This is a genomic window from Streptomyces sp. NPDC059909, from assembly GCF_042730885.1.
In the GTDB taxonomy this organism is placed as follows: Bacteria; Actinomycetota; Actinomycetes; order Streptomycetales; family Streptomycetaceae; genus Streptomyces.
Genome location: NZ_JBHWKX010000022.1, coordinates 31917 through 57335 on the forward strand (window position 1 = coordinate 31917; position 25419 = coordinate 57335).

A 25419-nucleotide genomic window follows, 5' to 3' on the forward strand; every position below is an offset into this window, starting at 1 on the left:
TCCCTGTGGAGCCCGATCTCTTTACCGCCGCTGCCGAGGAACGCCAGGAGAAGGACCCGTCCGCGAGCCCCCTGGCCGTCAGGATGCGTCCGCGCACCCTGGACGAGGTCGTCGGCCAACAGCATCTGCTGAAGCCGGGGTCGCCGCTGCGGCGTCTGGTGGGCGACGGCGGCGGGGGACCGGCGGGCGCCTCCTCCGTGATCCTGTGGGGGCCGCCCGGCACGGGCAAGACGACCCTGGCGTACGTGGTCTCCAAGGCGACCAACAAGCGGTTCGTGGAGCTCTCCGCGATCACCGCGGGCGTCAAGGAGGTCCGGGCGGTCATCGACGGAGCCCGCCGCGCGGCCGGCGGCTTCGGCAAGGAGACCGTCCTCTTCCTCGACGAGATCCACCGTTTCAGCAAGGCCCAGCAGGACTCCCTGCTGCCGGCCGTCGAGAACCGCTGGGTGACGCTCATCGCGGCCACGACCGAGAATCCTTACTTCTCGGTGATCTCCCCGCTGCTCTCCCGCTTCCTGCTGCTGACGCTGGAGCCGCTCACCGACGACGATCTGCGCGGCCTGCTGCGACGGGCGCTGCCCGCCGAGCGCGGCCTCGGCGGGGCGGTGACGCTCCCCGAGGACGCCGAGGCCCATCTGCTGCGGATCGCCGGGGGAGACGCCCGGCGGGCGCTGACGGCCCTGGAAGCCGCCGCGGGCGCGGCCATCGCCAAGGGGGAGCAGGAGATCTCCCTGCAGACCGTGGAGGAGACGGTCGACCGGGCCGCGGTGAAGTACGACCGCGACGGCGACCAGCACTACGACGTGGCGAGCGCGCTCATCAAGTCCATCCGTGGCTCCGACGTGGACGCGGCGCTGCACTACCTGGCGCGGATGATCGAGGCGGGGGAGGACCCCCGGTTCATCGCGCGCCGCCTGATGATCTCGGCCAGCGAGGACATCGGTCTCGCCGATCCGACCGCCCTGCCCACGGCCGTCGCCGCCGCCCAGGCCGTCGCCATGATCGGCTTCCCCGAGGCCGCGCTGACCCTCAGCCACGCCACGATCGCCCTGGCCCTCGCCCCCAAGTCGAATGCGGCGACGACCGCGATAGGCGCGGCGCTGGCGGACGTGCGCGGCGGGCTGGCCGGTCCGGTCCCGCCCCATCTGCGCGACGGCCACTACAAGGGCGCGGCCAAGCTCGGTCACGCTCAGGGCTACCTGTATCCGCACGACGTCCCCGGCGCCATCGCACCGCAGCAGTACGCACCGGATGCGATCCACGGGAGGCGCTACTACCAACCGACGCGCTACGGCGCGGAGGCGCGGTACGCGGATGTGGTGGAGAAGGTCCGCGAGCGTCTGCGAGGCGAGGGCGCGGCCGACGGCCGCTGATCAACGGCGCCGGGTACTCCCGTGTCGGCAGCACCTCGCACGCCCTGTAGACTGGCCCGCAGCGCTGCGTCCCGTGTCCGGTCTCGACCGGCACCACCAGAACGGGACATCCAGCCGGAGTCTCCACTGCTTTCGAGCCGGAGACTCCAGGAGCGTCGCGCACCGTCGAAGGTGTCGCGGGCAGCCCACCACCCCTCCAAAAGGCGGTCGGTGGGCCACTCGCGTGCTGCACGTATGTGCCCAGACCAGGGGAGCGGCTGCCCACCGAGTCTGCCGTTCACGGCAGGACCCGATGGGTTTCCCCGGCTGCGGATGCGACCTCCCTTAACCCTGGTGAAGCCGATTTCACAGAGAACGAGAGAGGTTGGTTCATGCCGAACCAGTCCCGTCCCAAGGTCAAGAAGTCCCGTGCCCTTGGTATCGCGCTGACGCCGAAGGCCGTCAAGTACTTCGAGGCTCGCCCCTACCCGCCGGGTGAGCACGGCCGCGGCCGCAAGCAGACTTCGGACTACAAGGTCCGTCTGCTCGAGAAGCAGCGCCTTCGCGCGCAGTACGACGTCTCCGAGCGTCAGCTGGTCCGTGCCTACGAGCGCGCCAGCAAGGTCCAGGGCAAGACCGGTGAGGCGCTGATCATCGAGCTCGAGCGCCGTCTCGACGCCCTGGTGCTCCGCTCCGGTATCGCCCGCACGATCTACCAGGCCCGTCAGATGGTCGTCCACGGCCACATCGAGGTCAACGGTGGCAAGGTCGACAAGCCGTCGTTCCGTGTCCGCCCGGACGACGTCGTGACGGTCCGCGAGCGTTCCCGCGAGAAGAGCCTGTTCCAGGTCGCGCGCGAGGGTGGTTTCGCCCCCGACGGCGAGATCCCGCGCTACCTGCAGGTCAACCTCAAGGCGCTCGCCTTCCGCCTGGACCGGGAGCCGAACCGCAAGGAGATCCCGGTGATCTGCGACGAGCAGCTCGTCGTCGAGTACTACGCCCGTTGATCCAGCGGTCGTAGCACCACCGGCCTCACGCGCCCGAGCCCGTCGCTTCCCCGCCTGCCTGCGGGGGAGCGGCGGGCTTCCGCGTTCCCGTACCGGCTGCGCCCCGAGCTGTTCGCAACCCGTCGAGCGCGCACGGGAGTTGGCCGCGGACGAGAGGGCCGAGACCGAATTGCCCGGGTCTGCCGGGAGATTGCCGTCGCCGCGGCGTGCACGCTGCGTGCTCGGGTGCGAACAGTCCGTACAATCGGCCTGCGCAACTCCCCTCCGGGACGCGGTCGATCCGGTACAGGCTGCGACCTCCGGCGCGATAGGGTCGGAGGACGACTTTCGAAGGCCCGACGACGAGCAGAGAGCGGTGCAGCGTGACCGGTGGAGAGGTTGCCGGGATCCTGGTGGCCGTCTTCTGGGCGATCCTGGTCTCCTTCCTCGCCGTGGTGCTGGTGAGGCTGGCCCAGACGCTCAGGGCGACCACCAAGCTGGTGGCGGACGTGACGGAGCAGGCCGTGCCGCTGCTGGCGGACGCCTCGCAGGCCGTACGCTCCGCACAGACCCAGCTCGACCGGGTCGACGCCATCGCCTCCGACGTCCAGGAGGTCACCTCCAACGCGTCGGCGCTCTCCACGACCGTCGCCTCGACCTTCGGCGGCCCGCTGGTCAAGGTCGCGGCGTTCGGCTACGGCGTACGCCGGGCGATGAGCCGCAACAAGACCGACGAGGCGCCGCCCGAGCGGGTACGGCGCACGGTCGTCGTCGGCCGCACCGTGCCGGCCGCGAGGCGCCGGAAGCAGAAGGGCTAGGCCGCGATGTTCCGTCGTGCGTTCTGGTTCACCGCAGGCGCCGCCGCCGGTGTGTGGGCCACCACCAAGGTCAACCGCAAGCTCAGGCAGCTGACCCCCGAGAGCCTGGCAGCCCAGGCCGCCAACAAGGCGATCGAGACCGGACACCGCCTCAAGGGCTTCGCCCTCGACGTCCGGGCCGGGATGGTCCAGCGCGAGGCCGAGCTCGGCGACGCACTCGGCATCGGGGCACCCGCCCACCACGGGCTGCCCCCGCAGCGGCGTCTGACCGCCCTCGAGGGCCGACGAGAAAACCACAAGCAGGACGAGAAGCACTACGGGATGCTTGACAAGAAGCACTCGTACAACCGGAATGAGGACCACTGATGGAGTCGGCTGAAATCCGCCGCCGCTGGCTGAGCTTCTTCGAGGAGCGCGGGCACACCGTCGTGCCTTCGGCGTCGCTCATCGCGGACGACCCGACTCTGCTGCTGGTCAACGCGGGAATGGTTCCCTTCAAGCCGTACTTCCTCGGCGAGGTCAAGCCGCCCGCTCCGCGCGCCACCAGCGTGCAGAAGTGTGTGCGTACGCCCGACATCGAAGAGGTCGGCAAGACCACCCGCCACGGCACGTTCTTCCAGATGTGCGGCAACTTCTCCTTCGGCGACTACTTCAAGGAAGGCGCCATCAAGCTCGCCTGGGAGCTGCTCACCGCCCCCGTGGCGGACGGCGGCTACGGGCTGGAGCCGGAGAAGCTCTGGATCACCGTCTACCTCGACGACGACGAGGCCGAGCGCATCTGGCGCGAGATCATCGGCGTTCCCGCCGAGCGCATCCAGCGCCTCGGCAAGAAGGACAACTTCTGGTCCATGGGCGTCCCCGGCCCCTGTGGCCCCTGCTCGGAGATCAACTACGACCGCGGCCCCGAGTTCGGCCCCGAGGGCGGCCCCGCCGTCAACGACGAGCGCTACGTGGAGATCTGGAACCTGGTCTTCATGCAGTACGAGCGCGGAGAGGGGTCCGGCAAGGAGGACTTCGAGATCCTCGGCGACCTGCCGAGCAAGAACATCGACACCGGTCTCGGCCTCGAGCGCCTCGCCATGATCCTGCAGGGCGTGCAGAACATGTACGAGACCGACACCCTGCGCGTCGTCATGGACAAGGCCACCGAGCTCACCGGCGTGCGCTACGGCGCCGACCATGCCTCGGACGTCTCGATGCGCGTGGTCGCCGACCACATCCGGACGTCCGTGATGCTCATCGGCGACGGCGTCACCCCGGGCAACGAGGGCCGGGGCTACGTGCTGCGCCGCATCATGCGCCGCGCCATCCGCAACATGCGGCTGCTCGGCGCCACGGAGCCGGTCGTCGGCGCGCTCATCGACGTGGTCATCAAGACCATGGGCCAGCAGTACCCGGAGCTGGAGACCGACCGCAAGCGCATCGAGACCGTCGCGCTCGCCGAAGAGGCCCGCTTCCTCAAGACGCTGAACGCCGGAACGAACGTCCTGGACGGTGCCGTCACCGAGGCCAGGAGCGCCGGCTCGAAGGTGCTCGCCGGCGACAAGGCCTTCCTGCTCCACGACACCTGGGGCTTCCCCATCGACCTCACCCTCGAGATGGCCGCCGAGCAGGGCCTGACCGTGGACGAGGACGGCTTCCGCCGTCTGATGAAGGAGCAGCGCGAGCGCGCCAAGGCCGACGCCAAGGCCAAGAAGACCGGTCACGCCGACCTGTCCGCCTACCGCGAGGTCGCCGACACCGCCGGCTCGACCGAGTTCACGGGCTACTCCCACAACGGGGGCGAGTCGACCATCGTCGGCCTGCTCGTCGACGGCGTTCCGTCGCCCGCCGCCTCCGAGGGCGACGAGGTCGAGGTCGTCCTCGACCGTACCCCGTTCTACGCCGAGGGCGGCGGCCAGCTCGCCGACCAGGGCCGGATCAAGCTCGACACCGGCGCCGTCATCGAGATCCGCGACGTCCAGCAGCCCGTGCCCGGCGTCTCCGTGCACAAGGGCTCGGTGCAGGTCGGCGAGGTGACCGTGGGCGCCTCCGCCTACGCCGCCATCGACGTCAGGCGCCGCCGCGCCATCGCCCGCGCCCACAGCGCCACGCACCTCACGCACCAGGCGCTGCGCGACGCCCTCGGCCCGACGGCGGCCCAGGCCGGTTCCGAGAACTCGCCCGGCCGCTTCCGCTTCGACTTCGGCTCGCCGTCCGCCGTCCCCGGCACGGTCCTCACCGACGTCGAGCAGAAGATCAACGAGGTGCTCGCCCGTGAGCTCGACGTCCAGGCCGAGATCATGAGCATCGACGAGGCCAAGAAGCAGGGTGCCATCGCCGAGTTCGGCGAGAAGTACGGCGAGCGGGTCCGGGTCGTCACCATCGGCGACTTCTCCAAGGAGCTCTGCGGCGGTACGCACGTGCACAACACCGCCCAACTGGGTCTGGTGAAGCTGCTCGGCGAGTCGTCGATCGGCTCGGGCGTGCGCCGTATCGAGGCCCTCGTCGGCGTCGACGCGTACAACTTCCTGGCCAGGGAGCACACGGTCGTCGCCCAGCTCCAGGAGCTGGTCAAGGGCCGCCCCGAGGAGCTGCCCGAGAAGATCGCCACCATGCTCGGCAAGCTCAAGGACGCCGAGAAGGAGATCGAGAAGTTCCGCGCGGAGAAGGTCCTCCAGGCAGCTGCCGGGCTCGCCGAGGGCGCCAAGGACGTCCGCGGCACGGCCCTGGTCACCGGCCAGGTCCCGGACGGCACCTCCGCCGACGACCTGCGCAAGCTGGTCCTCGACGTCCGCGGCCGCATCCCGGGTGACCGCCCGGCCGTCGTGGCCCTGTTCGCCACGGCCAACGGCCGCCCGCTGACCGTCATCGCCACCAACGAGGCCGCCCGCGAGCGCGGCCTCAAGGCCGGCGAGCTGGTCCGTACGGCCGCCAAGACCCTCGGCGGCGGCGGTGGCGGCAAGCCGGACGTCGCCCAGGGCGGCGGCCAGAACCCGGCCGCGATCGGCGACGCCATCGACGCCGTCGAGCGCCTGGTCGCCGAGACGGCCTGATCGACATGCGCAGAGGACGTCGTCTCTCGATCGACGTCGGGGACGCCCGGATCGGGGTCGCCTCGTGCGACCCCGACGGGGTCCTCGCCACCCCGGTGGAGACCGTGCCGGGACGTGACGTCCCGGCCGCCCACCGGCGGCTGCGACAGCTCGTCGAGGAGTACGAACCGCTCGAGGTCGTCGTCGGCCTGCCCCGCTCGCTCAGCGGCGGCGAGGGCCCGGCGGCGGCCAAGGTCCGTGCCTTCGCCCAGGAGCTCGCACGCGGCATCGCCCCGGTGCCGGTGCGGCTCGTGGACGAGAGGATGACCACAGTGACGGCCGGTCAGGGGCTCCGTGCATCGGGCGTGAAGTCCAAGAAGGGCCGGTCTGTCATCGATCAGGCAGCCGCTGTGATCATCCTTCAGAACGCTCTTGAGACCGAACGGGTATCGGGTAATCCGCCCGGCGAGAGCGTCGAAGTGGTCATCTGATCGCGATACGGTAACGTTCCGCGCGACGCGGCGGCGTTCGAACAGCTGCCGTACACGTAGAGGCGGACCGTCCGGTCCCCTCGCGGCTGTTTGGGGATCGATGACTGAGTATGGCCGGGGCCCCGGCTCCGAACCGTGGCATCCCGAGGACCCGTTGTACGGGGACGAGGGATGGAGAGGTCAGCAGGGCCCGGGCGGCCCTGCCGGACCGTACGGTGCCCAGCAGCCGTACCTGGGCCGGCAGCAGCCGCCCCAGCAGCCGCACCCGGGTCAGCAGCAACCGCCCCAGCCGCAGCAGTACGGCGGCGGCTACCAGGACCCCTACCAGCAGCCGTACGGTGACCAGCACCAGCAGTACGGCGGCGGCCCCCAGGACTACGGCGGTCAGCAGCAGTACGGCCACGGCCAGCAGCAGCCCTACGGCGGCCCGCAGCAGTACAGCGGCCCCCAGCAGTACGGCGACCAGCAGTACGGCGCCGGGGGATGGGACACCGGGCAGCATCCGGTGATGCCGTACGAGCCCGTGCAGGGCGCTCCCTACGGTCAGGCCCCCGACCCCTACAGCACTCCCGAGGCGTACCCGCCGCCCCAGCCGCCCGGCCGCCGCAGGCCACCGGCCCGGGAGCCCGAGCCCGAGTGGGAGACGGAGCACGAGGAGGAGACCCACCCCTTCTTCACCGGTGACGACGGCCCGGACGACGACTACGACGACGAGCCGGGTGGGTCCCGTCGCGGCGGGGGCCGCGACGGCCGCGGCTCGTCCAAGAAGCAGAAGAAGGGCCGCAGCGGCGTCGCGTGCCTCTTCGTCGCCGTGGTCCTGGTGGGTGGCGTCGGCGGCCTCGGCTATGCCGGTTACCACTTCTGGCAGGACCGCTTCGGTGCGGCACCCGACTTCGCGGGCGAGGGCACCGGCAGCGTCCAGGTCGAGATCCCGCAGGGCGCGACCGGCGCCACCATCGGCAACGCCCTGAAGGCGGCCGGAGTCGTGAAGAGCGTCGACGCCTTCGTCGCCGCCCAGGAGAAGAACCCCGACGGGAAGAAGATCCAGGCGGGCGTCTACATCCTCAAGAAGGGAATGTCGGCGGCGAACGCCGTCGAGGCCATGCTCGATCCCGCGAGCCGCAATTCCCTGGTCATTCCCGAAGGCAAGCGGAATTCGTGGGTCTACGAGCAGATCGACACCCGGCTCCAACTCGACAAGGGAACGACCGAGAAGGTCGCGAACGAACAGGCGAAGAATCTCGGCCTGCCCGACTGGGCGACCGGCCAGCCGAACGTCAAGGACCCGCTGGAAGGATTCCTCTTCCCGGCCGCCTACCCGGTCGCCAAGGGCACCAAGCCCGAGGTCGTCCTCAAGGCGATGGTCGCCCGCGCCAACCAGGAGTACAAGAAGAAGGACCTCAAGGCCGAGGCCGCGAAACTCGGTCTGAAATCGCCGCTGGAACTCATCACCGTGGCGAGCCTGGTCCAGGCGGAAGGCAAGTACAAGCACGACTTCGACAAGGTCTCGCGCGTCGTCTACAACCGGCTCAAGCCGGGAAACACGGAGACGTACGGTCTGCTCGACTTCGACTCCACGGTCAACTACGCGAAGAGCGAAAGTACCCTGGACACGGGCGCGGTCAAGGACCTGCGCAAGTTCAAGGACCCGTACAACACCTACTACATCAAGGGCCTGCCTCCCGGCCCCATCGGCAACCCGGGCGCGGCCGCGCTCGCCTCCGCCATCAAACCGGCCCCCGGCCCTTGGTACTACTTCGTGTCGATCACCGAGGAAACGACCCTGTTCGCGGTGACCAACGAGGAGCATGAGCGCAACCGCCAGAAGTACAACGAGGAACGAGAGAAGTCCGGCCAGTGAGTACCCGACACAGGGCGGCGGTGCTCGGATCGCCCATCGCCCACTCCCTGTCCCCGGTCCTGCACCGCGCCGCCTATGAGGCGCTCGGCCTCACGGACTGGACGTACGACCGGTTCGAGGTCAACGAGACGGATCTGCCGGGCTTCATGCAGGGGCTCGACGACTCCTGGGCGGGGCTGTCCCTGACCATGCCGCTCAAGCGGGCCGTCATCCCGCTCCTCGACGCGATCAGCGACACCGCGGCCTCGGTCGAGGCCGTCAACACCGTTGTCATCACCGAGGACGGCCGCCGCACCGGCGACAACACCGACATCCCGGGCATGATCGCCGCCCTGCGCGAGCGGGGCGTCGAGAAGGTGGAGTACGCGGCCGTCCTCGGCGCGGGAGCGACCGCCTCCTCCGCGCTCGCCGCACTGGCGAGGATCTGCACCGGCCCGGTGACCGCGTACGTACGGACGCACACCCGCGCCGACGAGATGCGCGGCTGGGGCGGGCGGCTCGGCATCGAGGTGCACACCGCCGACTGGGCGGAGGCGGCGCACGCCTTCGACGCCCCGCTCGTCGTCGCCACCACCCCCGCCGGAGCGACCGACGCGCTCGTGCCGTACGTACCGGAGCGTCCGGGCACGCTCTTCGACGTGCTGTACGACCCCTGGCCGACCCCGCTCGCCGCTGCCTGGGCGGAGCAGGGCGGAGCCGTCGTGGGCGGCCTCGACCTGCTGGTCCACCAAGCTGTGTTCCAGTTCCAGCAGTTCACAGGCGAGACCCGGTCCCCGTTGGCGGCGATGCGCGAGGCGGGGCGGGCCGCCCTGGCGTGAGCGGCCGACGCCATGACGTGCGCGAACGCGTCCACCGCAGGGAACCCAGTGGCCCCGCGGATCGAGCGATAGATCCACTCGCCCACGACAGAAGTAGGCTTTGAGCCTGCAACAACCGAGGGTGGCCGGTTCTCGCTGTCCGTCGAACCCATGGCTCCCGGCGTCCGCAGGACGGACGGTGGAACCGTGAGGCGCCGCGGACGTGGGAGGATCAGGGGTGGCGGGCCAGGGCCGCGCACCCGGTCGCGCCGTCGCAGTTCCAGGCGCGAGCATGAGGAGCACCGTTGAGCAGGTTGCGCTGGCTGACCGCGGGGGAGTCGCACGGACCCGCACTGGTGGCGACGCTGGAGGGTCTTCCCGCCGGTGTCCCGATCACCACGGAGACGGTGGCGGACCACCTCGCCCGGCGGCGCCTCGGCTATGGACGCGGTGCGCGGATGAAGTTCGAGCGTGACGAGGTCACGTTCCTGGGCGGTGTGCGCCACGGCCTCACCCTCGGCTCGCCCGTCGCGATCATGGTCGGGAACACCGAGTGGCCCAAGTGGGAGAAGGTCATGGCGGCCGACCCGGTCGACCCGGCCGAACTCGCCGAGCTGGCGCGCAACGCCCCGCTGACCCGTCCGCGGCCCGGCCACGCCGACCTCGCGGGCATGCAGAAGTACGGCTTCGACGAGGCACGGCCGATCCTGGAGCGCGCCAGCGCCCGGGAGACCGCCGCCCGCGTCGCCCTCGGCGCGGTCGCCCGCTCCTACCTCAAGGAGACCGCGGGCATCGAGATCGTCTCCCACGTCGTGGAGCTGGCCGCGGCCAGGGCCCCGTACGGCGTCTACCCGACCCCGGCCGATGTCGAGAAGCTCGACGCCGACCCGGTCCGCTGCCTCGACGCCGACGCGTCGAAGGCGATGGTCGCCGAGATCGACCAGGCCCACAAGGACGGCGACACGCTCGGCGGCGTCGTCGAGGTGCTCGCGTACGGCGTGCCCGTCGGCCTCGGGTCGCACGTCCACTGGGACCGGCGCCTCGATGCGCGCCTTGCCGCCGCCCTCATGGGCATCCAGGCCATCAAGGGCGTCGAGGTCGGCGACGGCTTCGAGCTCGCCCGCGTTCCCGGCTCCCAGGCCCACGACGAGATCGTCGCCACCGACGACGGCATCAGGCGCACCTCCGGCCGCTCCGGCGGCACCGAGGGCGGACTGACCACCGGTGAACTGCTGCGCGTACGAGCCGCGATGAAGCCGATCGCGACCGTCCCGCGGGCCCTGAGGACCGTCGACGTCGCCACCGGTGAGGCCGCCGCCGCGCACCACCAGCGCTCCGACGTGTGCGCCGTTCCCGCCGCCGGCATCGTCGCCGAGGCGATGGTCGCGCTCGTCCTCGCCGACGCGGTCGCCGAGAAGTTCGGCGGCGACAGCGTCGCGGAGACCCGCCGCAACGTGCGGTCGTACCTCGAGAACCTGGCCGTCCGGTGAGTCCACAGGTCGTTCTGATCGGGCCCATGGGCGTCGGCAAGTCCACCGTCGGCGCCCTGCTGGCCGAGCGCCTCGGCGCCGGCTACCGGGACACCGACGCCGACATCGTCGCCACCGAGGGCCGGGAGATCTCGGACATCTTCATCGAGGACGGCGAGCCGCACTTCCGCGAGCTGGAGCGCGCGGCGGTACGCGCCGCTGTCGCCGAGCACACGGGCGTCCTCGCCCTCGGGGGCGGCGCGATCCTCGACGAGGGCACCCGCGAACTGCTGGCCGGGCTGCCCGTCGTCTATCTCTCGATGGACGTCGAGGAGGCCGTCAAGCGCACCGGTCTCGGCGTCGCCCGGCCGCTGCTCGCCGTCAACCCGCGCCGCCAGTGGCGCGACCTGATGGACGCCCGCCGCCATCTGTACACCGAAGTCGCCCGGGCCGTCGTGGCCACCGACGACCGCACCCCCGAAGAGGTCGCCCAGGCGGTCCTCGACGCACTCGAATTGAAGGACGCATGACGGACCAGGCAGTGACCCGTATCCAGGTCGGCGGCACGGCCGGCACCGACCCGTACGAGGTGCTCGTCGGCCGGCAGCTGCTCGGCGAGCTCCCCGGGTTGATCGGCCCCAAGGCCAAGCGCGTCGCAGTCATCCACCCCGAGGCGCTCGCCGGGACCGGTGAGGCGGTCCGCCAGGACCTCGCCGACCAGGGGTACGAGGCCGTCGCCATCCAGGTGCCGAACGCCGAGGAGGCCAAGACCGTCGAGGTCGCGGCGTACTGCTGGAAGGCGCTCGGCCAGACCGGCTTCACCCGTACCGACGTCATCGTCGGCGTCGGCGGCGGGGCCACCACCGACCTGGCCGGGTTCGTCGCGGCGTCGTGGCTGCGCGGAGTGCGCTGGATCGCGGTCCCGACCACGGTCCTCGCCATGGTCGACGCGGCCGTCGGCGGCAAGACCGGCATCAACACCGCCGAGGGCAAGAACCTCGTCGGCGCCTTCCACCCGCCGGCCGGAGTGCTGTGCGACCTCGGCGCGCTGGACTCCCTCCCGGTCCACGACTACGTCAGCGGCGTGGCCGAGATCATCAAGGCCGGCTTCATCGCCGACCCGGCGATCCTCGACCTGGTCGAGGCGGACCCGGAGGGTGCGCGCACCCCGGCCGGGCCGCACACCGCCGAGCTGATCGAGCGCTCCATCCGGGTCAAGGCCGAGGTCGTGTCGAGCGACCTCAAGGAGTCGGGCCTGCGCGAGATCCTCAACTACGGCCACACGCTGGCGCACGCCATCGAGAAGAACGAGCGCTACAAGTGGCGCCACGGCGCCGCCGTCTCCGTCGGCATGGTCTTCGCCGCCGAACTCGGGCGGCTCGCCGGGCGGTTGGACGACGCGACGGCCGACCGGCACCGCACCGTCCTGGAGTCGGTCGGGCTGCCGCTGACGTACCGCGGCGACCAGTGGCCGAAGCTCCTGGAGACGATGAGGGTCGACAAGAAGTCCCGCGGCGATCTGCTGCGCTTCATCGTCCTCGACGGCCTGGCCAAGCCGACCGTGCTGGAGGGCCCGGACCCCGCGGTCCTGCTCGCCGCGTTCGGTGAGGTGTCGGCATGAGCCGTCGTGTCCTCGTCCTGAACGGGCCGAACCTCGGGCGGCTCGGCTCGCGGGAGCCCGATGTGTACGGCGCCACGTCGTACGCCGGACTGGTGGACGCCTGCCGGTCGCTGGGCAAGGAGCTCGGCTTCGACGTCGACGTCCGCGAGACGAACGACGAGGCGGAGATGGTCCGCTGGCTCCACGAGGCGGCCGACGGCTCCCTGCCGGTCGTGCTCAACCCCGGTGCGTTCACGCACTACTCGTACGCGATGCGCGACGCCGCGGCCCAGCGGACCGCGCCGCTCATCGAGGTGCACATCTCCAACCCGTACGCACGGGAGGAATTCCGCCACACTTCGGTGGTCGCGGCGGTCGCCTCCGGAACGGTCGCGGGCTTCGGGATCGGCTCGTACCGGCTGGCCCTGCGGGCCCTCGCCGACGAACTCGACGGCTGAACCGGCTCCGACCGGGCACTTCGTACCGGCCCCGGCCGTTCCCACTGTGGCGGCCGGGGAGGGTACCGTTCGGTACGGGCGGGTCAACTGCCGCCCGACCAGCGTGAAGTCGTACGAGACGGAGTGGCACCGGATGCAGCACGGAGTGGGGGGTCCGCCGCCGCCCCAGGGACCCGGGCACGGGCCGGCGGCCGGATGGGAGCACCGGGCCCAGCACCCCGTTCCGCCGCCGCAGCCGCAGGGCCCGCCTCCGCCCGGCTGGACCGGTCCCGCCCCGCAGCACGCCGCCGTGCCACCGTCCCCTGACACCACGGGACATGTGCAGCTGCCCCCGGGCAGGCCGGTTCCCATACCCTCCCCCATGGCTTCGCCCGGGGGGACCCCTACTCCGCCCGTCGAGAGCGGCACCGGCACCGCCACGCTCGCGGTGCTCCTCATCGGCCCCGCCGGCGCGGGCAAGACGACCGTGGCCCGCCACTGGGCCTCCGGCCGCCGCGTACCCACCGCGCACATCAGCCTCGACGACGTCCGCGAATGGGTCTGCTCCGGCTTCGCCGACCCGCAGTCCGGCTGGAACGACCAGTCCGAGGCCCAGTACCGTCTCGCCCGCCGCACCTGCGGCTTCGCCGCCCGCAACTTCCTGGCCAACGGCATCTCCTGCATCCTCGACGACGCGGTCTTCCCGGACCGCCCGGTCGTCGGCCTCGGCGGGTGGAAACGCCATGTGGGTCCTGGCCTGCTGCCGGTCGTCCTGCTCCCCGGCCTCGAGGTCGTCCTCGAGCGGAACGCGGAGCGCAGCGGCAACCGCCGCCTCTCCGACGAGGAGGTCGCCGGCATCCACGGCCGCATGGCCGGCTGGTACGGCTCGGGCCTCCCGATCATCGACAACTCCAAGTACGACGTCGAGACCACGGCCCACATCCTCGACGACGTCCTGGCCCGCTCGATCGCAAGCCCGCCGGCCTGGTAGGCGGGGGCTGTGCCTGCGCCGACCCCTACGCCCTGTGGGCGTGGGGCCCCTCCGGCGCCTGGGAAAGGACGCGTTTCCAGCCTGTCCGGCGTTCGAGGACGGACACTCGGCCCGGCGGACGGCACCGGGGTCACGGCCTTGGGGCCTTGCCCGCAGCTCGGCACCCGGAGGCGGGCGCGGGGGTCCTGGCGCAGGCCACCCGGCGTCCAGGGGTGCGGGGCAGAGCCCGGGGAAACGGGGGCGGGGCGGAGCCCCAGCAGGGGCCGGGGGCAGCGCCCCCACCCCACACGGACGCGCTCGACCGGCCGAATCGGCTCGACGCTCTTAGGCTCGTGGCATGTCCGAGGTGTTCGCTGCCCGGCGCGGGCTGTTGCGGGACCGCTTCGCGGCCGTCGGCAGCTCAGCGGCCCTGGTTTCCCGACCCGCAAACGTCCGCTACCTCGCGGGCGCTGCGCCGCCCGGTGCCGTACTGCTGCTGGGCCCCGGAGGGCCCGCCGCCGACACCGTGCTCTGTCCCAGTGCGCCCACCGGCGACCCCGCTCACGGCAGGATCGACGAACGGCTGCGTCAGGCCGTGCTGCCCAACCACGGAGGCGACGCGGCCGTCGCCGCGGCCCAGGCCGCCCGGGCCGCCGGCGCCGAGTCCCTCGCCGTCGAGGAGCACCACCTCACCGTCGCCCGCCACCGCGCCCTCGGCTCGGTCGCCCCACACCTGCGCTTCTGCGACCTCGGTGGTGCCGTGGAGCAGCAGCGGATGGTCAAGGACGAGGACGAGATCGCCTGCATCCGCATCGCCGCCGAGATCACCGACCAGGCCCTCGGCGAACTGCTCGAATCCATCCTCGTCGGCCGCACCGAGCGGCATCTCGCCCTGGAGCTGGAGCGCCGGCTCGTCGACCACGGGGCCGACGGCCCCGCCTTCCCCACCTCCGTCGCCACCGGCCCCAACGCTGGGCTCGGCCGGCACCGGCCCTCGGACCGCCGTGTCGAGGAAGGCGATTTTCTCGCCGTGTGTCTCGGCGCGAACTACCGCGGCTACTGCTGCGAGATCGCCCGTACCTTTGTCATCGGAACCACCCCGGCCGACTGGCAGATCGAGCTGTACGACCTCGTCTTCGCCGCTCAGCGGGCCGGCCGCGAGGCCCTTGCGCCCGGCACCGAGTACCGCGAGGTCGACCGCGCCGCCCGTCAGGTGCTCGACGCCGGCGGGCACGGCGACGGCCTCCCGCCCTCGACCGGGCACGGCGTCGGGCTCGAAATCGACGAGGACCCGCAGCTGTCGCCTGCCGCCATGGGTAAACTGGACGCTTGTGTGCCGGTCACCGTCGAACCGGGGGTCCACCTCCCGGGCCGGGGCGGGGTCCGGATCGATGACACGCTCGTCGTGCGCCAGGAGGCGGACGGCGGACCCGAGCTACTCACCATCACGACCAAGGAGCTGCTCGCGCTCTAGCGCGCAGCGTGCACTTTCGCACTCCCTGGTCGTCCACCAGCGTCAGTCCAGGAGATTCCGCAACCGTGGCCACCACGAACGACCTCAAGAACGGCATGGTGCTCAAGCTCGACAACGACCAGCTCTGGTCCGTCGTCGAGTTCCAGCACGTCAAGCCCGGCAAGGGCCCGGCCTTCGTGCGCACCAAGCTCAAGAACGTGCTGTCCGGCAAGATCGTCGACAAGACGTTCAACGCCGGCGTGAAGGTCGAGACGGCCACCGTCGACCGCCGCGACATGCAGTTCTCGTACATGGACGGCGACTACTTCGTCTTCATGGACATGCAGACGTACGACCAGCTGCACGTCGCCCGCGCCGCCGTCGGTGACGCCGCGAACTTCCTCATCGAGGGCTTCACCGCCACCGTGGCCACGCACGAGGGCGAGGTGCTCTACGTCGAGCTCCCGGCCGCCGTCGAGCTGGTCATCCAGGAGACCGAGCCGGGCGTCCAGGGCGACCGCTCCACCGGCGGCACCAAGCCCGCCACCCTGGAGACCGGTTACACCATCCAGGTCCCGCTCTTCATCACCACCGGTGAGAAGATCAAGGTCGACACCCGTTCCGGCGACTACCTCGGCCGGGTGAACAGCTAACCGTGGCTGCCCGCAACAAGGCCCGCAAGCGCGCCTTCCAGATCCTGTTCGAGGCCGACCAGCGCGGAGTCTCCGTGCAGACGGTCCTCGCCGACTGGATCCGGCACGCGCGGACCGACGACCGTCAGCCGCCGGTCGGTGAGTACACGATGGAGCTGGTCGAGGGGTACGCGAAGCATGCGGCCCGGATCGACGAGCTCATCGCCACCTACGCGGTCGGCTGGACGCTCGACCGGATGCCCGTCGTCGACCGCAACATCCTGCGGCTCGGCGCGTACGAGCTGGTGTGGGTGGATGAGACCCCCGACGCGGTGGTGATCGACGAGGCGGTGCAGCTCGCCAAGGAGTTCTCCACGGACGACTCCCCGTCCTTCGTGAACGGCCTGCTGGGCCGCTTCAAGGACCTGAAGCCGAGTCTGCGTCGCGACGCCTAGGCCGGCGCCTCGGCCACGGCTGAGCCACGAAGGCCCGCAGCGCATGCGCTGCGGGCCTTCGGCCGTTTCCGCGGGTCGGCGTTCGCGCGTGCCGTTCGGGGGGCGCGGCAGCGTGCCGCCCGCGTCCGGTGGGGCGGTGTGTCCGTCCTCAAGCCCCGGACGGGCTGGTTGTGTACCGCCCACGTTCAGCGGGCGTGTGTCCGTCCTCGAACGCCGGACAGGCTGAAGGTGCCCGGCGTCCCGAACGGCCGCGGCCGGTGGAAGCGTTGCTTCCCCCGGCCCGGCGGTACGTTTCTGCTGGTGTGGCGTCAGCCCTCTTCGTGCGCGACCGCACGGCGCGCATCCGCGTCCAGCACGCCCCAGCTGATCAGCTGCTCGGTGAGGACCGAGGGCGACTGGTCGTAGATGACGGCGAGCGTGCGCAGGTCGTCCTGGCGGATCGAGAGCACCTTGCCGTTGTAGTCACCGCGCTGGCTCTGGATCGTCGCCGCGTAACGCTGCAGCGGACCGGCCTTCTCGGCGGGGACATGGGCCAGGCGCTCCAGGTCCAGGACGAGCTTCGGTGGCGGTTCAGCGGCCCCACCGGGCGTGGTGCCCGGGAGAAGCTCCTGGACCGGGACCCCGTAGAAATCGGCCAGCTCGGCGAGACGCTGCACCGTCACGGCACGGTCCCCGCGCTCGTAGGACCCGACGACGACGGCCTTCCAGCGGCCCTGGGACTTCTCCTCCACCCCGTGGAGCGACAGCCCCTGCTGGGTACGGATGGCGCGGAGCTTGGCCCCGAGCTGTTTTGCGTATTCGCTGGACATATAGCTCCCCGGACACTGTATCGACGTGCGGCTCCGCCGCGCGGCTGGTCACTCACTGTGAGGTTACGCAGCGTTACTTGGCTGCGTCAAGCCGGATGGTCCGTACGACCCTCCCGAGGGTGTGACCAGGGGCCGGGCAGGACCCTGGTACCGTGGACGGCGCAAATCCGACGTCCTTTAAGGTCCGTCCCGTGAGGCGGAGAAGGAGGTCCGTTTCGTATGGACACACACAGCTCAGAAGCGGCGCGCCCTGTTCTTGAGGGCCCCGACATCGCGCGGGTACTGACCCGCATCGCCCACGAGATCGTCGAGCGCGCGAAGGGCGCCGAGGACGTGGTGCTCCTCGGCATTCCGACACGCGGGGTCTATCTTGCCCGCAGGCTCGCCGACAAGCTCGCGGAGATCACCGGCCGCACGATCCCGGTCGGCTCCCTCGACATCACCATGTACCGCGACGACCTGCGGCTCCGTCCCGCCCGCGCCCTCGCGCGCACGGACATTCCCGCCGACGGCATCGACGGCCGTCTGGTCGTCCTCGTCGACGACGTGCTCTTCTCCGGCCGCACCATCCGCGCCGCACTCGACGCGCTGAACGACATCGGCCGCCCGCGCGCCGTCCAGCTCGCGGTCCTCGTCGACCGCGGCCACCGTGAACTGCCCATCCGCGCCGACTACGTCGGCAAGAACCTCCCCACGTCGTTGCGGGAGACGGTCAAGGTCCAGCTCGCCGAGGAGGACGGTCGCGACACCGTGCTGCTCGGTGTGCACGAGACCGCCCCGGCCGGCGAGCAGTAGCACCCGTACGGCCCTCCGAGGCCGAGGCCCCGACCGCAGAAGCCGAGCCGAAGCCGGACCCGAGGCCCGACACCGAAGCCCTACGGGCCCGTGCCTGCACGCCCGCATGCCCCGCAAACCGCCACACACCGGAGCACACCCAGATGAAGCGCCACCTCATCTCGGCCGCCGACCTCACCCGCGACGACGCCGTCCTCATCCTCGACACCGCCGAGGAGATGGCCCGGGTCGCCGACCGGCCGATCAAGAAGCTGCCCACCCTGCGCGGCCGTACCGTCGTCAATCTCTTCTTCGAGGACTCCACCCGCACCCGGATCTCCTTCGAGGCCGCGGCCAAGCGCCTTTCCGCCGACGTCATCAACTTCTCGGCCAAGGGCTCGTCCGTCTCCAAGGGAGAGTCGCTCAAGGACACCGCGCTCACCCTGGAGGCGATGGGCGCCGACGCCGTCGTCATCCGCCACCACGCTTCCGGCGCCCCCTACCGGCTCGCGAATTCCGGCTGGATCGACGGAGCCGTCGTCAACGCGGGCGACGGCACCCACGAACACCCCACCCAGGCCCTGCTCGACGCCTTCACCATGCGCCGCCGCCTCGTCGGCCGGGACGCCGGCATAGGGCGCGACCTCGAAGGGCGCCGCATCACGATCGTCGGCGACGTCCTGCACAGCCGCGTCGCCCGGTCCAACGTCCATCTGCTCACCACGCTCGGCGCCCACGTCACCCTCGTGGCCCCGCCCACGCTGGTGCCGGTCGGCGTCGAGTCCTGGCCGTGCGACGTCTCGTACGACCTCGACGACGTGCTGCAGAAATCCGACGCCGTGATGATGCTGCGTGTGCAGCGCGAGCGGATGAACGCCGCCTTCTTCCCGACCGAGCGCGAGTACTCGCGCCGCTACGGCCTGGACGGCGAGCGGATGGCCCGGATGCCCGAGCACGCCATCGTCATGCACCCCGGCCCGATGAACCGCGGCATGGAGATCACCGCCGAGGTCGCCGACTCCGACCGCTGCACCGCCGTCGAGCAGGTCGCCAACGGCGTCAGCATCCGGATGGCCGTCCTGTACCTGCTGCTGGGCGGGGCCGTGCCCGATGCAAAAGACGTGCCCGCCGTCACCAATGCCACCACCGCCCGTACCGAGGAGACGAAGTAATCCATGAGTGAGCCGAAGAAGACACTGCTCCGTGGCGCGAAGGTACTGGGCGGCGAGGCGCAGGACGTCCTGATCGACGGCGAGACCATCGCCCAGGTGGGTGAAAACCTCGAGGCGGGCGACGCCACCGTCGTCGAGGCCGGCGGCAAGATCCTGCTCCCCGGACTGGTCGACCTGCACACCCACCTGCGCGAGCCGGGCCGCGAGGACTCCGAGACCGTCCTCACCGGTACGCGCGCGGCCGCCACCGGCGGCTACACGGCCGTGTTCGCCATGGCCAACACCTTCCCCGTCGCCGACACCGCGGGCGTCGTCGAGCAGGTCTGGCGGCTCGGCAAGGAGCACGGCTACTGCGACGTCCAGCCCATCGGAGCCGTCACCGTCGGCCTCGAGGGCAAGAAGCTCGCCGAACTCGGTGCCATGCACGACTCCGCCGCCGGGGTCACCGTCTTCTCGGACGACGGCAAGTGCGTCGACGACGCCGTGATCATGCGCCGCGCGCTGGAGTACGTGAAGGCCTTCGGCGGAGTCGTCGCCCAGCACGCGCAGGAGCCGCGGCTGACCGAGGGCGCCCAGATGAACGAGGGCGTCGTCTCCGCGGAGCTCGGCCTCGGCGGCTGGCCCGCCGTCGCCGAGGAGTCGATCATCGCCCGCGACGTCCTCCTCGCCGAGCACGTCGGCTCCCGCGTCCACATCTGCCACCTCTCGACCGCCGGTTCCGTCGAGATCGTCCGCTGGGCCAAGTCCCGCGGCATCGACGTCACCGCCGAGGTGACCCCGCACCACCTGCTCCTCACCGACGAGCTGGTCCGCACGTACAACCCGGTCTACAAGGTCAACCCGCCGCTGCGCACCGAGCGCGACGTCATGGCGCTGCGCGAGGCGCTCGCCGACGGCACGATCGACATCGTCGCCACCGACCACGCGCCCCACCCCCACGAGGACAAGGACTGCGAGTGGGCCGCGGCCGCCATGGGCATGGTCGGCCTGGAGACCGCGCTGTCCGTCGTCCAGCAGACGATGGTCGAAACCGGCCTGCTGACCTGGGAAGGCGTCGCCGACCGCATGTCCTTCGCCCCCGCGCGGATCGGCCGGGCCGAGGGCCACGGCCGCCCCGTCTCGGCAGGTGAGCCCGCCAACCTCACCCTGCTCGATCCGGCATACCGTGGAACCGTGGACCCCGCGGGCTTCGCCTCCCGCAGCCGCAACACCCCCTACGAGGGCCGCGAGCTGCCGGGGCGCGTCACCCACACCTTCCTGCGGGGCCGGGCGACGCTCATGGACGGGAAGCTGGCGTGACACCTGCACTGATCAACCTCGCCGCCGAGGCCTCGGAGAAGCAGTCGGCGGAGGTGACCGACTGGGCCGCCCGCCTCGGCTGGGTGGCCGGGCTGCTGCTCTTCGTCGCCCTCGTCTACTGGCTGATGCGCCAGGGCTGGAAGTGGCGCGGCGAGCTCCAGTCGGGTCTTCCGGCACTGCCCACCGCGCCGGAGCACGCGGGGGAGGCGAAGCTGAAACTGAGCGGCCGCTACCACGGCTCGACCACCGCCGGGCAGTGGCTCGACCGCATCGTCGCCCACGGCCTCGGCACCCGCAGCCGCGTCGAGCTGACGCTCACGGACGCCGGACTCGACGTCGTACGCCCCGGGGCCACCGACTTCTTCATCCCGGCGGCGGCCCTGCGCGGCGCCCGCCTCGACAAGGGCATCGCCGGCAAGGTCCTCGCCGAAGGCGGACTGCTCGTCGTCACCTGGGCGCACGGCGACAAGCAGCTCGACTCCGGCTTCCGTTCCGACCACGCGGCCGAGCACGCCGCCTGGCTCGAAGCCATCGACACAGTCAACTCGACGAACACCACCGACACGACGGAAGGCGCCGCACGATGACGACCTCCACCAGGGGAACCCGCGTTCCCGCCGTACTCGTCCTGGAGGACGGCCGTACCTTCCGCGGCCGCGCCTACGGGGCCGTGGGGGTGACCTTCGGCGAGGCCGTGTTCTCCACCGGCATGACCGGCTACCAGGAGACCCTCACCGACCCGTCGTACCACCGCCAGGTCGTGGTGATGACCGCCCCGCACGTCGGCAACACCGGCGTCAACGACGAGGACCCCGAGTCCTCCCGCATCTGGGTGTCCGGTTATGTCGTCCGCGACCCCGCCCGCGTCCACTCCAACTGGCGCGCCAAGCGCAACCTGGACGAGGAGCTGAGGCTGCAGGGCGTCGTCGGCATCAGCGGCATCGACACCCGGGCCCTCACCCGCCATCTGCGCGAACGCGGCGCCATGCGCGTCGGCATCTTCTCCGGCAACGCGCTGCCCGACGAGGGCACGATGCTGGCCGAGGTGCGCCAGTCGCCCGAGATGACGGGCGCGGACCTGTCCGCCGAGGTCGCCACCAAGAAGACGTACGTCGTCCCGGCCATCGGCGAGAAGAAGTTCACCGTCGCCGCCGTCGACCTCGGCATCAAGGGCATGACCCCGCACCGCATGGCCGAGCGCGGCATCGAGGTGCACGTCCTGCCCGCCACCGCCACCGCCGACGACGTCTACGCCGTCAACCCCGACGGTGTCTTCTTCTCCAACGGCCCGGGCGACCCCGCCACCGCCGACGGCCCCGTCGCCGTCATGCAGGCCGTCCTCGAGCGCAGGACGCCGCTGTTCGGCATCTGCTTCGGCAACCAGATCCTGGGGCGCGCCCTCGGCTTCGGCACGTACAAGCTCAAGTACGGCCACCGCGGCATCAACCAGCCCGTGCAGGACCGCACGACCGGCAAGGTCGAGGTCACCGCGCACAACCACGGCTTCGCCGTCGACGCCCCGCTCGACAAGGTCTCCGAGACCCCCTACGGCCGCGCCGAGGTCTCCCACGTCTGTCTGAACGACAACGTGGTGGAGGGCCTCCAGCTGCTCGACCAGCCGGCCTTCAGCGTCCAGTACCACCCTGAGGCGGCCGCGGGCCCGCACGACGCCGCGTACCTGTTCGACCGCTTCGTTTCCCTGATGGAGGGCCAGCGTGCCTAAGCGCACCGATATCCAGTCCGTCCTGGTCATCGGCTCCGGCCCGATCGTCATCGGCCAGGCCGCCGAGTTCGACTACTCCGGAACCCAGGCCTGCCGGGTCCTCAAGTCCGAGGGCCTGCGCGTCATCCTGGTGAACTCCAACCCGGCGACGATCATGACCGACCCGGAGATCGCCGACGCCACGTACGTCGAGCCGATCACCCCCGAGTTCGTCGAGAAGATCATCGCCAAGGAGCGTCCCGACGCGCTCCTGCCCACCCTCGGCGGCCAGACCGCGCTCAACACCGCCATCGCCATGCACGAGCAGGGCGTCCTCGAGAAGTACGGCGTCGAGCTCATCGGCGCCAACGTCGAGGCCATCAACAAGGGCGAGGACCGCGACCTCTTCAAGGAGGTCGTCGAGGCCGTCAACACCAAGATCGGCCACGGCGAGTCCGCTCGTTCGGTCATCTGCCACTCCATGGACGACGTCCTCAAGGGCGTCGAGACCCTCGGCGGCTACCCCGTCGTCGTGCGCCCCTCCTTCACCATGGGCGGCGCGGGCTCGGGCTTCGCGCACGACGAGGAGGAGCTGCGCCGTATCGCGGGCCAGGGCCTGACGCTCTCCCCGACCACCGAGGTGCTCCTGGAGGAGTCCATCCTCGGCTGGAAGGAGTACGAGCTGGAGCTGATGCGCGACAAGCACGACAACGTCGTGGTCGTCTGCTCCATCGAGAACTTCGACCCGATGGGCGTGCACACCGGTGACTCGATCACCGTCGCCCCGGCGATGACCCTGACCGACCGCGAGTACCAGCGGCTGCGCGACATCGGCATCGCGATCATCCGCGAGGTCGGCGTCGACACCGGCGGCTGCAACATCCAGTTCGCGGTCGACCCCGACGACGGCCGCATCATCGTCATCGAGATGAACCCCCGCGTGTCCCGGTCCTCCGCGCTGGCGTCGAAGGCCACCGGCTTCCCGATCGCCAAGATCGCCGCGAAGCTCGCCGTCGGCTACACGCTGGACGAGATCCCCAACGACATCACCGAGAAGACGCCGGCCTCCTTCGAACCGACGCTCGACTACGTGGTCGTGAAGGCCCCGCGCTTCGCGTTCGAGAAGTTCCCGTCCGCCGACGCCACCCTCACCACCACCATGAAGTCGGTCGGCGAGGCCATGGCCATCGGCCGCAACTTCACCGAGGCGCTGCAGAAGGCCCTGCGCTCCCTGGAGAAGAAGGGCTCGCAGTTCGACTTCACCGCCCCGGTCGGTGACAAGGACGAGCTTCTGCGCGCATCGGTCCGCCCCACGGACGGCCGGATCAACACCGTCGTGCAGGCCATCCGCGCCGGCGCCACCCGGGAAGAGGTCTTCGCGGCCACGAAGATCGACCCGTGGTTCGTGGACCAGCTCTTCCTCATCAAGGAGATCGCGGACGAGCTGGCCGCCGCCGAGAAGCTCGACCCCGAGCTGCTCGCCGACGCCAAGCGGCACGGCTTCTCCGACGCCCAGATCGCCGCGATCCGGGGCCTGCGCGAGGACGTCGTCCGCGAGGTCCGGCACGCCCTCGGCGTCCGCCCGGTCTACAAGACGGTCGACACCTGCGCCGCCGAGTTCGCCGCGAACACCCCGTACTTCTACTCCTCGTACGACGAGGAGAGCGAGGTCGCCCCGCGCGAGAAGCCCGCGGTCATCATCCTGGGATCCGGCCCGAACCGCATCGGCCAGGGCATCGAGTTCGACTACTCCTGCGTCCACGCCTCCTTCGCGCTCAGCGACGCGGGCTACGAGACCGTGATGGTCAACTGCAACCCGGAGACCGTCTCCACGGACTACGACACGTCCGACCGCCTGTACTTCGAGCCGCTGACGCTCGAGGACGTGCTGGAGATCGTCCACGCCGAGACCCTCGCCGGCCCGGTCGCGGGCGTCGTCGTGCAGCTCGGCGGCCAGACCCCGCTCGGCCTGTCGCAGGCGCTCAAGGACAACGGCGTCCCCGTCGTCGGTACCTCCCCCGAGGCGATCCACGCCGCCGAGGACCGCGGCGCCTTCGGCCGGGTCCTCGCCGACGCCGGCCTCCCGGCGCCCAAGCACGGGACCGCGACCACCTTCGCCGAGGCCAAGGCCATCGCCGACGAGATCGGCTACCCCGTCCTCGTACGCCCGTCGTACGTGCTCGGCGGCCGCGGCATGGAGATCGTGTACGACGAGGCCCGCCTCCAGTCGTACATCGCCGAGTCCACCGAGATCAGCCCCGACCGGCCGGTCCTCGTCGACCGCTTCCTCGACGACGCGATCGAGATCGACGTCGACGCGCTCTACGACGGCACCGAGCTCTACCTCGGCGGCGTCATGGAGCACATCGAGGAGGCCGGTATCCACTCCGGCGACTCGGCGTGCGCCCTGCCCCCGATCACGCTCGGCGGCTTCGACATCAAGCGGCTGCGCGCCTCGACCGAGGCCATCGCGCGCGGGGTCGGGGTCCGCGGACTGATCAACATCCAGTTCGCGATGGCCGGCGACATCCTCTACGTCCTCGAGGCCAACCCGCGCGCCTCCCGGACCGTCCCCTTCACCTCGAAGGCGACCGCCGTGCCGCTCGCCAAGGCCGCCGCCCGGATCTCGCTCGGCGCCACCATCGCCGAGCTGCGCGAAGAGGGCCTGCTGCCCGCCAACGGCGACGGCGGCACCCTGCCCATGGACGCGCCGATCTCCGTCAAGGAGGCCGTGATGCCGTGGAGCCGCTTCCGTGACATCCACGGACGCGGCGTGGACACCGTCCTCGGCCCGGAGATGCGCTCCACCGGCGAGGTCATGGGCATCGACTCGGTCTTCGGCACCGCGTACGCCAAGTCGCAGGCCGGCGCCTACGGTCCGCTGCCCACCAAGGGACGCGCCTTCATCTCGGTCGCCAACCGCGACAAGCGCTCGATGATCTTCCCGGCGCGCGAGCTGGTCGCCCACGGCTTCGAGCTCCTGGCCACCTCCGGCACGGCCGAGGTCCTCAAGCGCAACGGCATCAACGCCACCGTCGTGCGCAAGCAGTCCGAGGGCGAGGGCCCGAACGGCGAGAAGACCATCGTCCAGCTCATCCACGACGGCCAGGTCGACCTCATCGTCAACACCCCGTACGGCACCGGCGGCCGCCTCGACGGCTACGACATCCGTACGGCGGCGGTGGCGCGCGGCGTCCCCTGCCTGACGACGGTCCAGGCGCTCGCCGCCGCGGTCCAGGGCATCGACGCACTCAACCACGGCGGTGTGGGCGTCCGTTCGCTCCAGGAACACGCGGAACACCTGACCGCGGCCCGCGACTAGCAGCCA

Annotated in this window: 23 protein-coding genes; 22 read left to right on the forward strand and 1 reads right to left on the reverse strand. The window is 70.9% G+C overall.

The window, feature by feature from the left end:
* Positions 1-5 precede the first annotated feature (5 nt).
* The 16 genes from ACFV9O_RS17200 (at position 6) to nusB (ending at position 16335) form a co-directional block, all read left to right on the forward strand.
* Positions 6-1373, forward strand: coding sequence for a replication-associated recombination protein A (locus tag ACFV9O_RS17200; protein ID WP_385418278.1), 1368 nt, complete (start codon positions 6-8; stop codon positions 1371-1373).
* A 371-nt stretch (positions 1374-1744) separates the two neighbouring features.
* Positions 1745-2359 carry a 30S ribosomal protein S4 gene (gene rpsD / locus ACFV9O_RS17205; RefSeq protein ID WP_351224211.1) on the forward strand — a complete coding sequence of 205 codons (615 nt, stop codon included), beginning with the start codon at positions 1745-1747 and terminating at the stop codon, positions 2357-2359.
* Between the two features lie 362 nt (positions 2360-2721).
* Positions 2722-3156: a DUF948 domain-containing protein gene (locus ACFV9O_RS17210; protein ID WP_385418281.1), complete on the forward strand. Its 435-nt coding sequence runs from the start codon at positions 2722-2724 to the stop codon at positions 3154-3156.
* A gap of 6 nt (positions 3157-3162) precedes the next feature.
* Positions 3163-3522: a DUF6167 family protein gene (locus ACFV9O_RS17215; RefSeq protein ID WP_385418284.1), complete on the forward strand. Its 360-nt coding sequence runs from the start codon at positions 3163-3165 to the stop codon at positions 3520-3522.
* Positions 3522-6191, forward strand: a complete 2670-nt coding sequence (gene alaS / locus ACFV9O_RS17220; protein ID WP_385418287.1) for an alanine--tRNA ligase — start codon at positions 3522-3524, stop codon at positions 6189-6191. Before ACFV9O_RS17215 ends, alaS begins: the two co-directional genes overlap by 1 nt.
* Before the next feature lie 5 nt (positions 6192-6196).
* Positions 6197-6661, forward strand: a complete 465-nt coding sequence (gene ruvX, locus ACFV9O_RS17225; protein WP_385418290.1) for a Holliday junction resolvase RuvX — start codon at positions 6197-6199, stop codon at positions 6659-6661.
* Between the two features lie 100 nt (positions 6662-6761).
* The gene (mltG, locus tag ACFV9O_RS17230) at positions 6762-8522 is read left to right on the forward strand and encodes an endolytic transglycosylase MltG (protein WP_385418293.1); all 1761 of its coding nucleotides are present in this window, start codon (positions 6762-6764) and stop codon (positions 8520-8522) included.
* The gene (locus tag ACFV9O_RS17235) at positions 8519-9340 is read left to right on the forward strand and encodes a shikimate dehydrogenase (protein ID WP_385418295.1); all 822 of its coding nucleotides are present in this window, start codon (positions 8519-8521) and stop codon (positions 9338-9340) included. The genes mltG and ACFV9O_RS17235 overlap by 4 nt, the downstream gene beginning before the upstream one ends.
* A 284-nt stretch (positions 9341-9624) precedes the next feature.
* Positions 9625-10809: a chorismate synthase gene (gene aroC, locus ACFV9O_RS17240; protein ID WP_385418298.1), complete on the forward strand. Its 1185-nt coding sequence runs from the start codon at positions 9625-9627 to the stop codon at positions 10807-10809.
* Positions 10810-10835: 26 nt separating this feature from the next.
* Positions 10836-11318, forward strand: coding sequence for a shikimate kinase (locus tag ACFV9O_RS17245; RefSeq protein WP_385418301.1), 483 nt, complete (start codon positions 10836-10838; stop codon positions 11316-11318).
* Positions 11315-12409 carry a 3-dehydroquinate synthase gene (gene aroB, locus ACFV9O_RS17250; RefSeq protein ID WP_385418304.1) on the forward strand — a complete coding sequence of 365 codons (1095 nt, stop codon included), beginning with the start codon at positions 11315-11317 and terminating at the stop codon, positions 12407-12409. The genes ACFV9O_RS17245 and aroB overlap by 4 nt, the downstream gene beginning before the upstream one ends.
* Positions 12406-12846: a type II 3-dehydroquinate dehydratase gene (aroQ, locus tag ACFV9O_RS17255; RefSeq protein WP_385418307.1), complete on the forward strand. Its 441-nt coding sequence runs from the start codon at positions 12406-12408 to the stop codon at positions 12844-12846. Before aroB ends, aroQ begins: the two co-directional genes overlap by 4 nt.
* A 133-nt stretch (positions 12847-12979) precedes the next feature.
* Complete coding sequence (locus ACFV9O_RS17260) at positions 12980-13816, forward strand: Pro-rich N-terminal domain-containing protein (protein WP_385418310.1); 837 nt, start codon at positions 12980-12982, stop codon at positions 13814-13816.
* Between the two features lie 337 nt (positions 13817-14153).
* Positions 14154-15269, forward strand: a complete 1116-nt coding sequence (locus ACFV9O_RS17265) for an aminopeptidase P family protein (RefSeq protein WP_385418312.1) — start codon at positions 14154-14156, stop codon at positions 15267-15269.
* 65 nt (positions 15270-15334) lie between these two features.
* Entirely contained in the window at positions 15335-15901 is a 567-nt protein-coding gene (gene efp, locus ACFV9O_RS17270) for an elongation factor P (protein WP_385418316.1), read from the forward strand.
* 2 nt (positions 15902-15903) lie between these two features.
* Entirely contained in the window at positions 15904-16335 is a 432-nt protein-coding gene (gene nusB / locus ACFV9O_RS17275) for a transcription antitermination factor NusB (protein WP_385418319.1), read from the forward strand.
* Between the two features lie 308 nt (positions 16336-16643).
* On the opposite strand, the gene bldD is transcribed toward nusB, so the two are convergent.
* A complete protein-coding gene (bldD, locus tag ACFV9O_RS17280; RefSeq protein WP_017945577.1) occupies positions 16644-17144 on the reverse strand; it encodes a transcriptional regulator BldD in 501 nt (166 codons plus the stop codon).
* 219 nt (positions 17145-17363) lie between these two features.
* On the opposite strand from bldD, the gene pyrR reads away from it, so the two are divergent.
* The 6 genes from pyrR (at position 17364) to carB (ending at position 25413) form a co-directional block, all read left to right on the forward strand.
* The gene (gene pyrR / locus ACFV9O_RS17285) at positions 17364-17939 is read left to right on the forward strand and encodes a bifunctional pyr operon transcriptional regulator/uracil phosphoribosyltransferase PyrR (protein ID WP_385418322.1); all 576 of its coding nucleotides are present in this window, start codon (positions 17364-17366) and stop codon (positions 17937-17939) included.
* Positions 17940-18082: 143 nt separating this feature from the next.
* Positions 18083-19090 (forward strand): aspartate carbamoyltransferase catalytic subunit, encoded by a 1008-nt coding sequence (locus tag ACFV9O_RS17290; protein WP_385418325.1) that lies wholly within the window; start codon positions 18083-18085, stop codon positions 19088-19090.
* 3 nt (positions 19091-19093) lie between these two features.
* Complete coding sequence (locus ACFV9O_RS17295) at positions 19094-20389, forward strand: dihydroorotase (protein WP_385418328.1); 1296 nt, start codon at positions 19094-19096, stop codon at positions 20387-20389.
* Complete coding sequence (locus ACFV9O_RS17300; protein WP_385418331.1) at positions 20386-20976, forward strand: hypothetical protein; 591 nt, start codon at positions 20386-20388, stop codon at positions 20974-20976. The genes ACFV9O_RS17295 and ACFV9O_RS17300 overlap by 4 nt, the downstream gene beginning before the upstream one ends.
* Positions 20973-22112 (forward strand): glutamine-hydrolyzing carbamoyl-phosphate synthase small subunit, encoded by a 1140-nt coding sequence (gene carA / locus ACFV9O_RS17305; protein ID WP_385418334.1) that lies wholly within the window; start codon positions 20973-20975, stop codon positions 22110-22112. The genes ACFV9O_RS17300 and carA overlap by 4 nt, the downstream gene beginning before the upstream one ends.
* Positions 22105-25413, forward strand: a complete 3309-nt coding sequence (gene carB, locus ACFV9O_RS17310) for a carbamoyl-phosphate synthase large subunit (protein ID WP_385418338.1) — start codon at positions 22105-22107, stop codon at positions 25411-25413. The genes carA and carB overlap by 8 nt, the downstream gene beginning before the upstream one ends.
* Positions 25414-25419 lie beyond the last annotated feature (6 nt).

Excerpts from the sequence above, each read along its gene's own strand:
- aroB (WP_385418304.1), top strand. The coding sequence starts at position 11,315 with ATGACGGACCAGGCAGTGACCCGTATCCAGGTCGGCGGCACGGCCGGC.
- ruvX (WP_385418290.1), top strand. The coding sequence starts at position 6,197 with ATGCGCAGAGGACGTCGTCTCTCGATCGACGTCGGGGACGCCCGGATC.
- bldD (WP_017945577.1), bottom strand. The coding sequence starts at position 17,144 with ATGTCCAGCGAATACGCAAAACAGCTCGGGGCCAAGCTCCGCGCCATC.
- ACFV9O_RS17295 (WP_385418328.1), top strand. The coding sequence starts at position 19,094 with ATGAGTGAGCCGAAGAAGACACTGCTCCGTGGCGCGAAGGTACTGGGC.
- ACFV9O_RS17215 (WP_385418284.1), top strand. The coding sequence starts at position 3,163 with ATGTTCCGTCGTGCGTTCTGGTTCACCGCAGGCGCCGCCGCCGGTGTG.
- ACFV9O_RS17260 (WP_385418310.1), top strand. The coding sequence starts at position 12,980 with ATGCAGCACGGAGTGGGGGGTCCGCCGCCGCCCCAGGGACCCGGGCAC.
- alaS (WP_385418287.1), top strand. The coding sequence starts at position 3,522 with ATGGAGTCGGCTGAAATCCGCCGCCGCTGGCTGAGCTTCTTCGAGGAG.
- ACFV9O_RS17245 (WP_385418301.1), top strand. The coding sequence starts at position 10,836 with ATGGGCGTCGGCAAGTCCACCGTCGGCGCCCTGCTGGCCGAGCGCCTC.
- pyrR (WP_385418322.1), top strand. The coding sequence starts at position 17,364 with ATGGACACACACAGCTCAGAAGCGGCGCGCCCTGTTCTTGAGGGCCCC.
- rpsD (WP_351224211.1), top strand. The coding sequence starts at position 1,745 with ATGCCGAACCAGTCCCGTCCCAAGGTCAAGAAGTCCCGTGCCCTTGGT.
- mltG (WP_385418293.1), top strand. The coding sequence starts at position 6,762 with ATGACTGAGTATGGCCGGGGCCCCGGCTCCGAACCGTGGCATCCCGAG.
- carA (WP_385418334.1), top strand. The coding sequence starts at position 20,973 with ATGACGACCTCCACCAGGGGAACCCGCGTTCCCGCCGTACTCGTCCTG.
- aroQ (WP_385418307.1), top strand. The coding sequence starts at position 12,406 with ATGAGCCGTCGTGTCCTCGTCCTGAACGGGCCGAACCTCGGGCGGCTC.
- ACFV9O_RS17290 (WP_385418325.1), top strand. The coding sequence starts at position 18,083 with ATGAAGCGCCACCTCATCTCGGCCGCCGACCTCACCCGCGACGACGCC.
- ACFV9O_RS17265 (WP_385418312.1), top strand. The coding sequence starts at position 14,154 with ATGTCCGAGGTGTTCGCTGCCCGGCGCGGGCTGTTGCGGGACCGCTTC.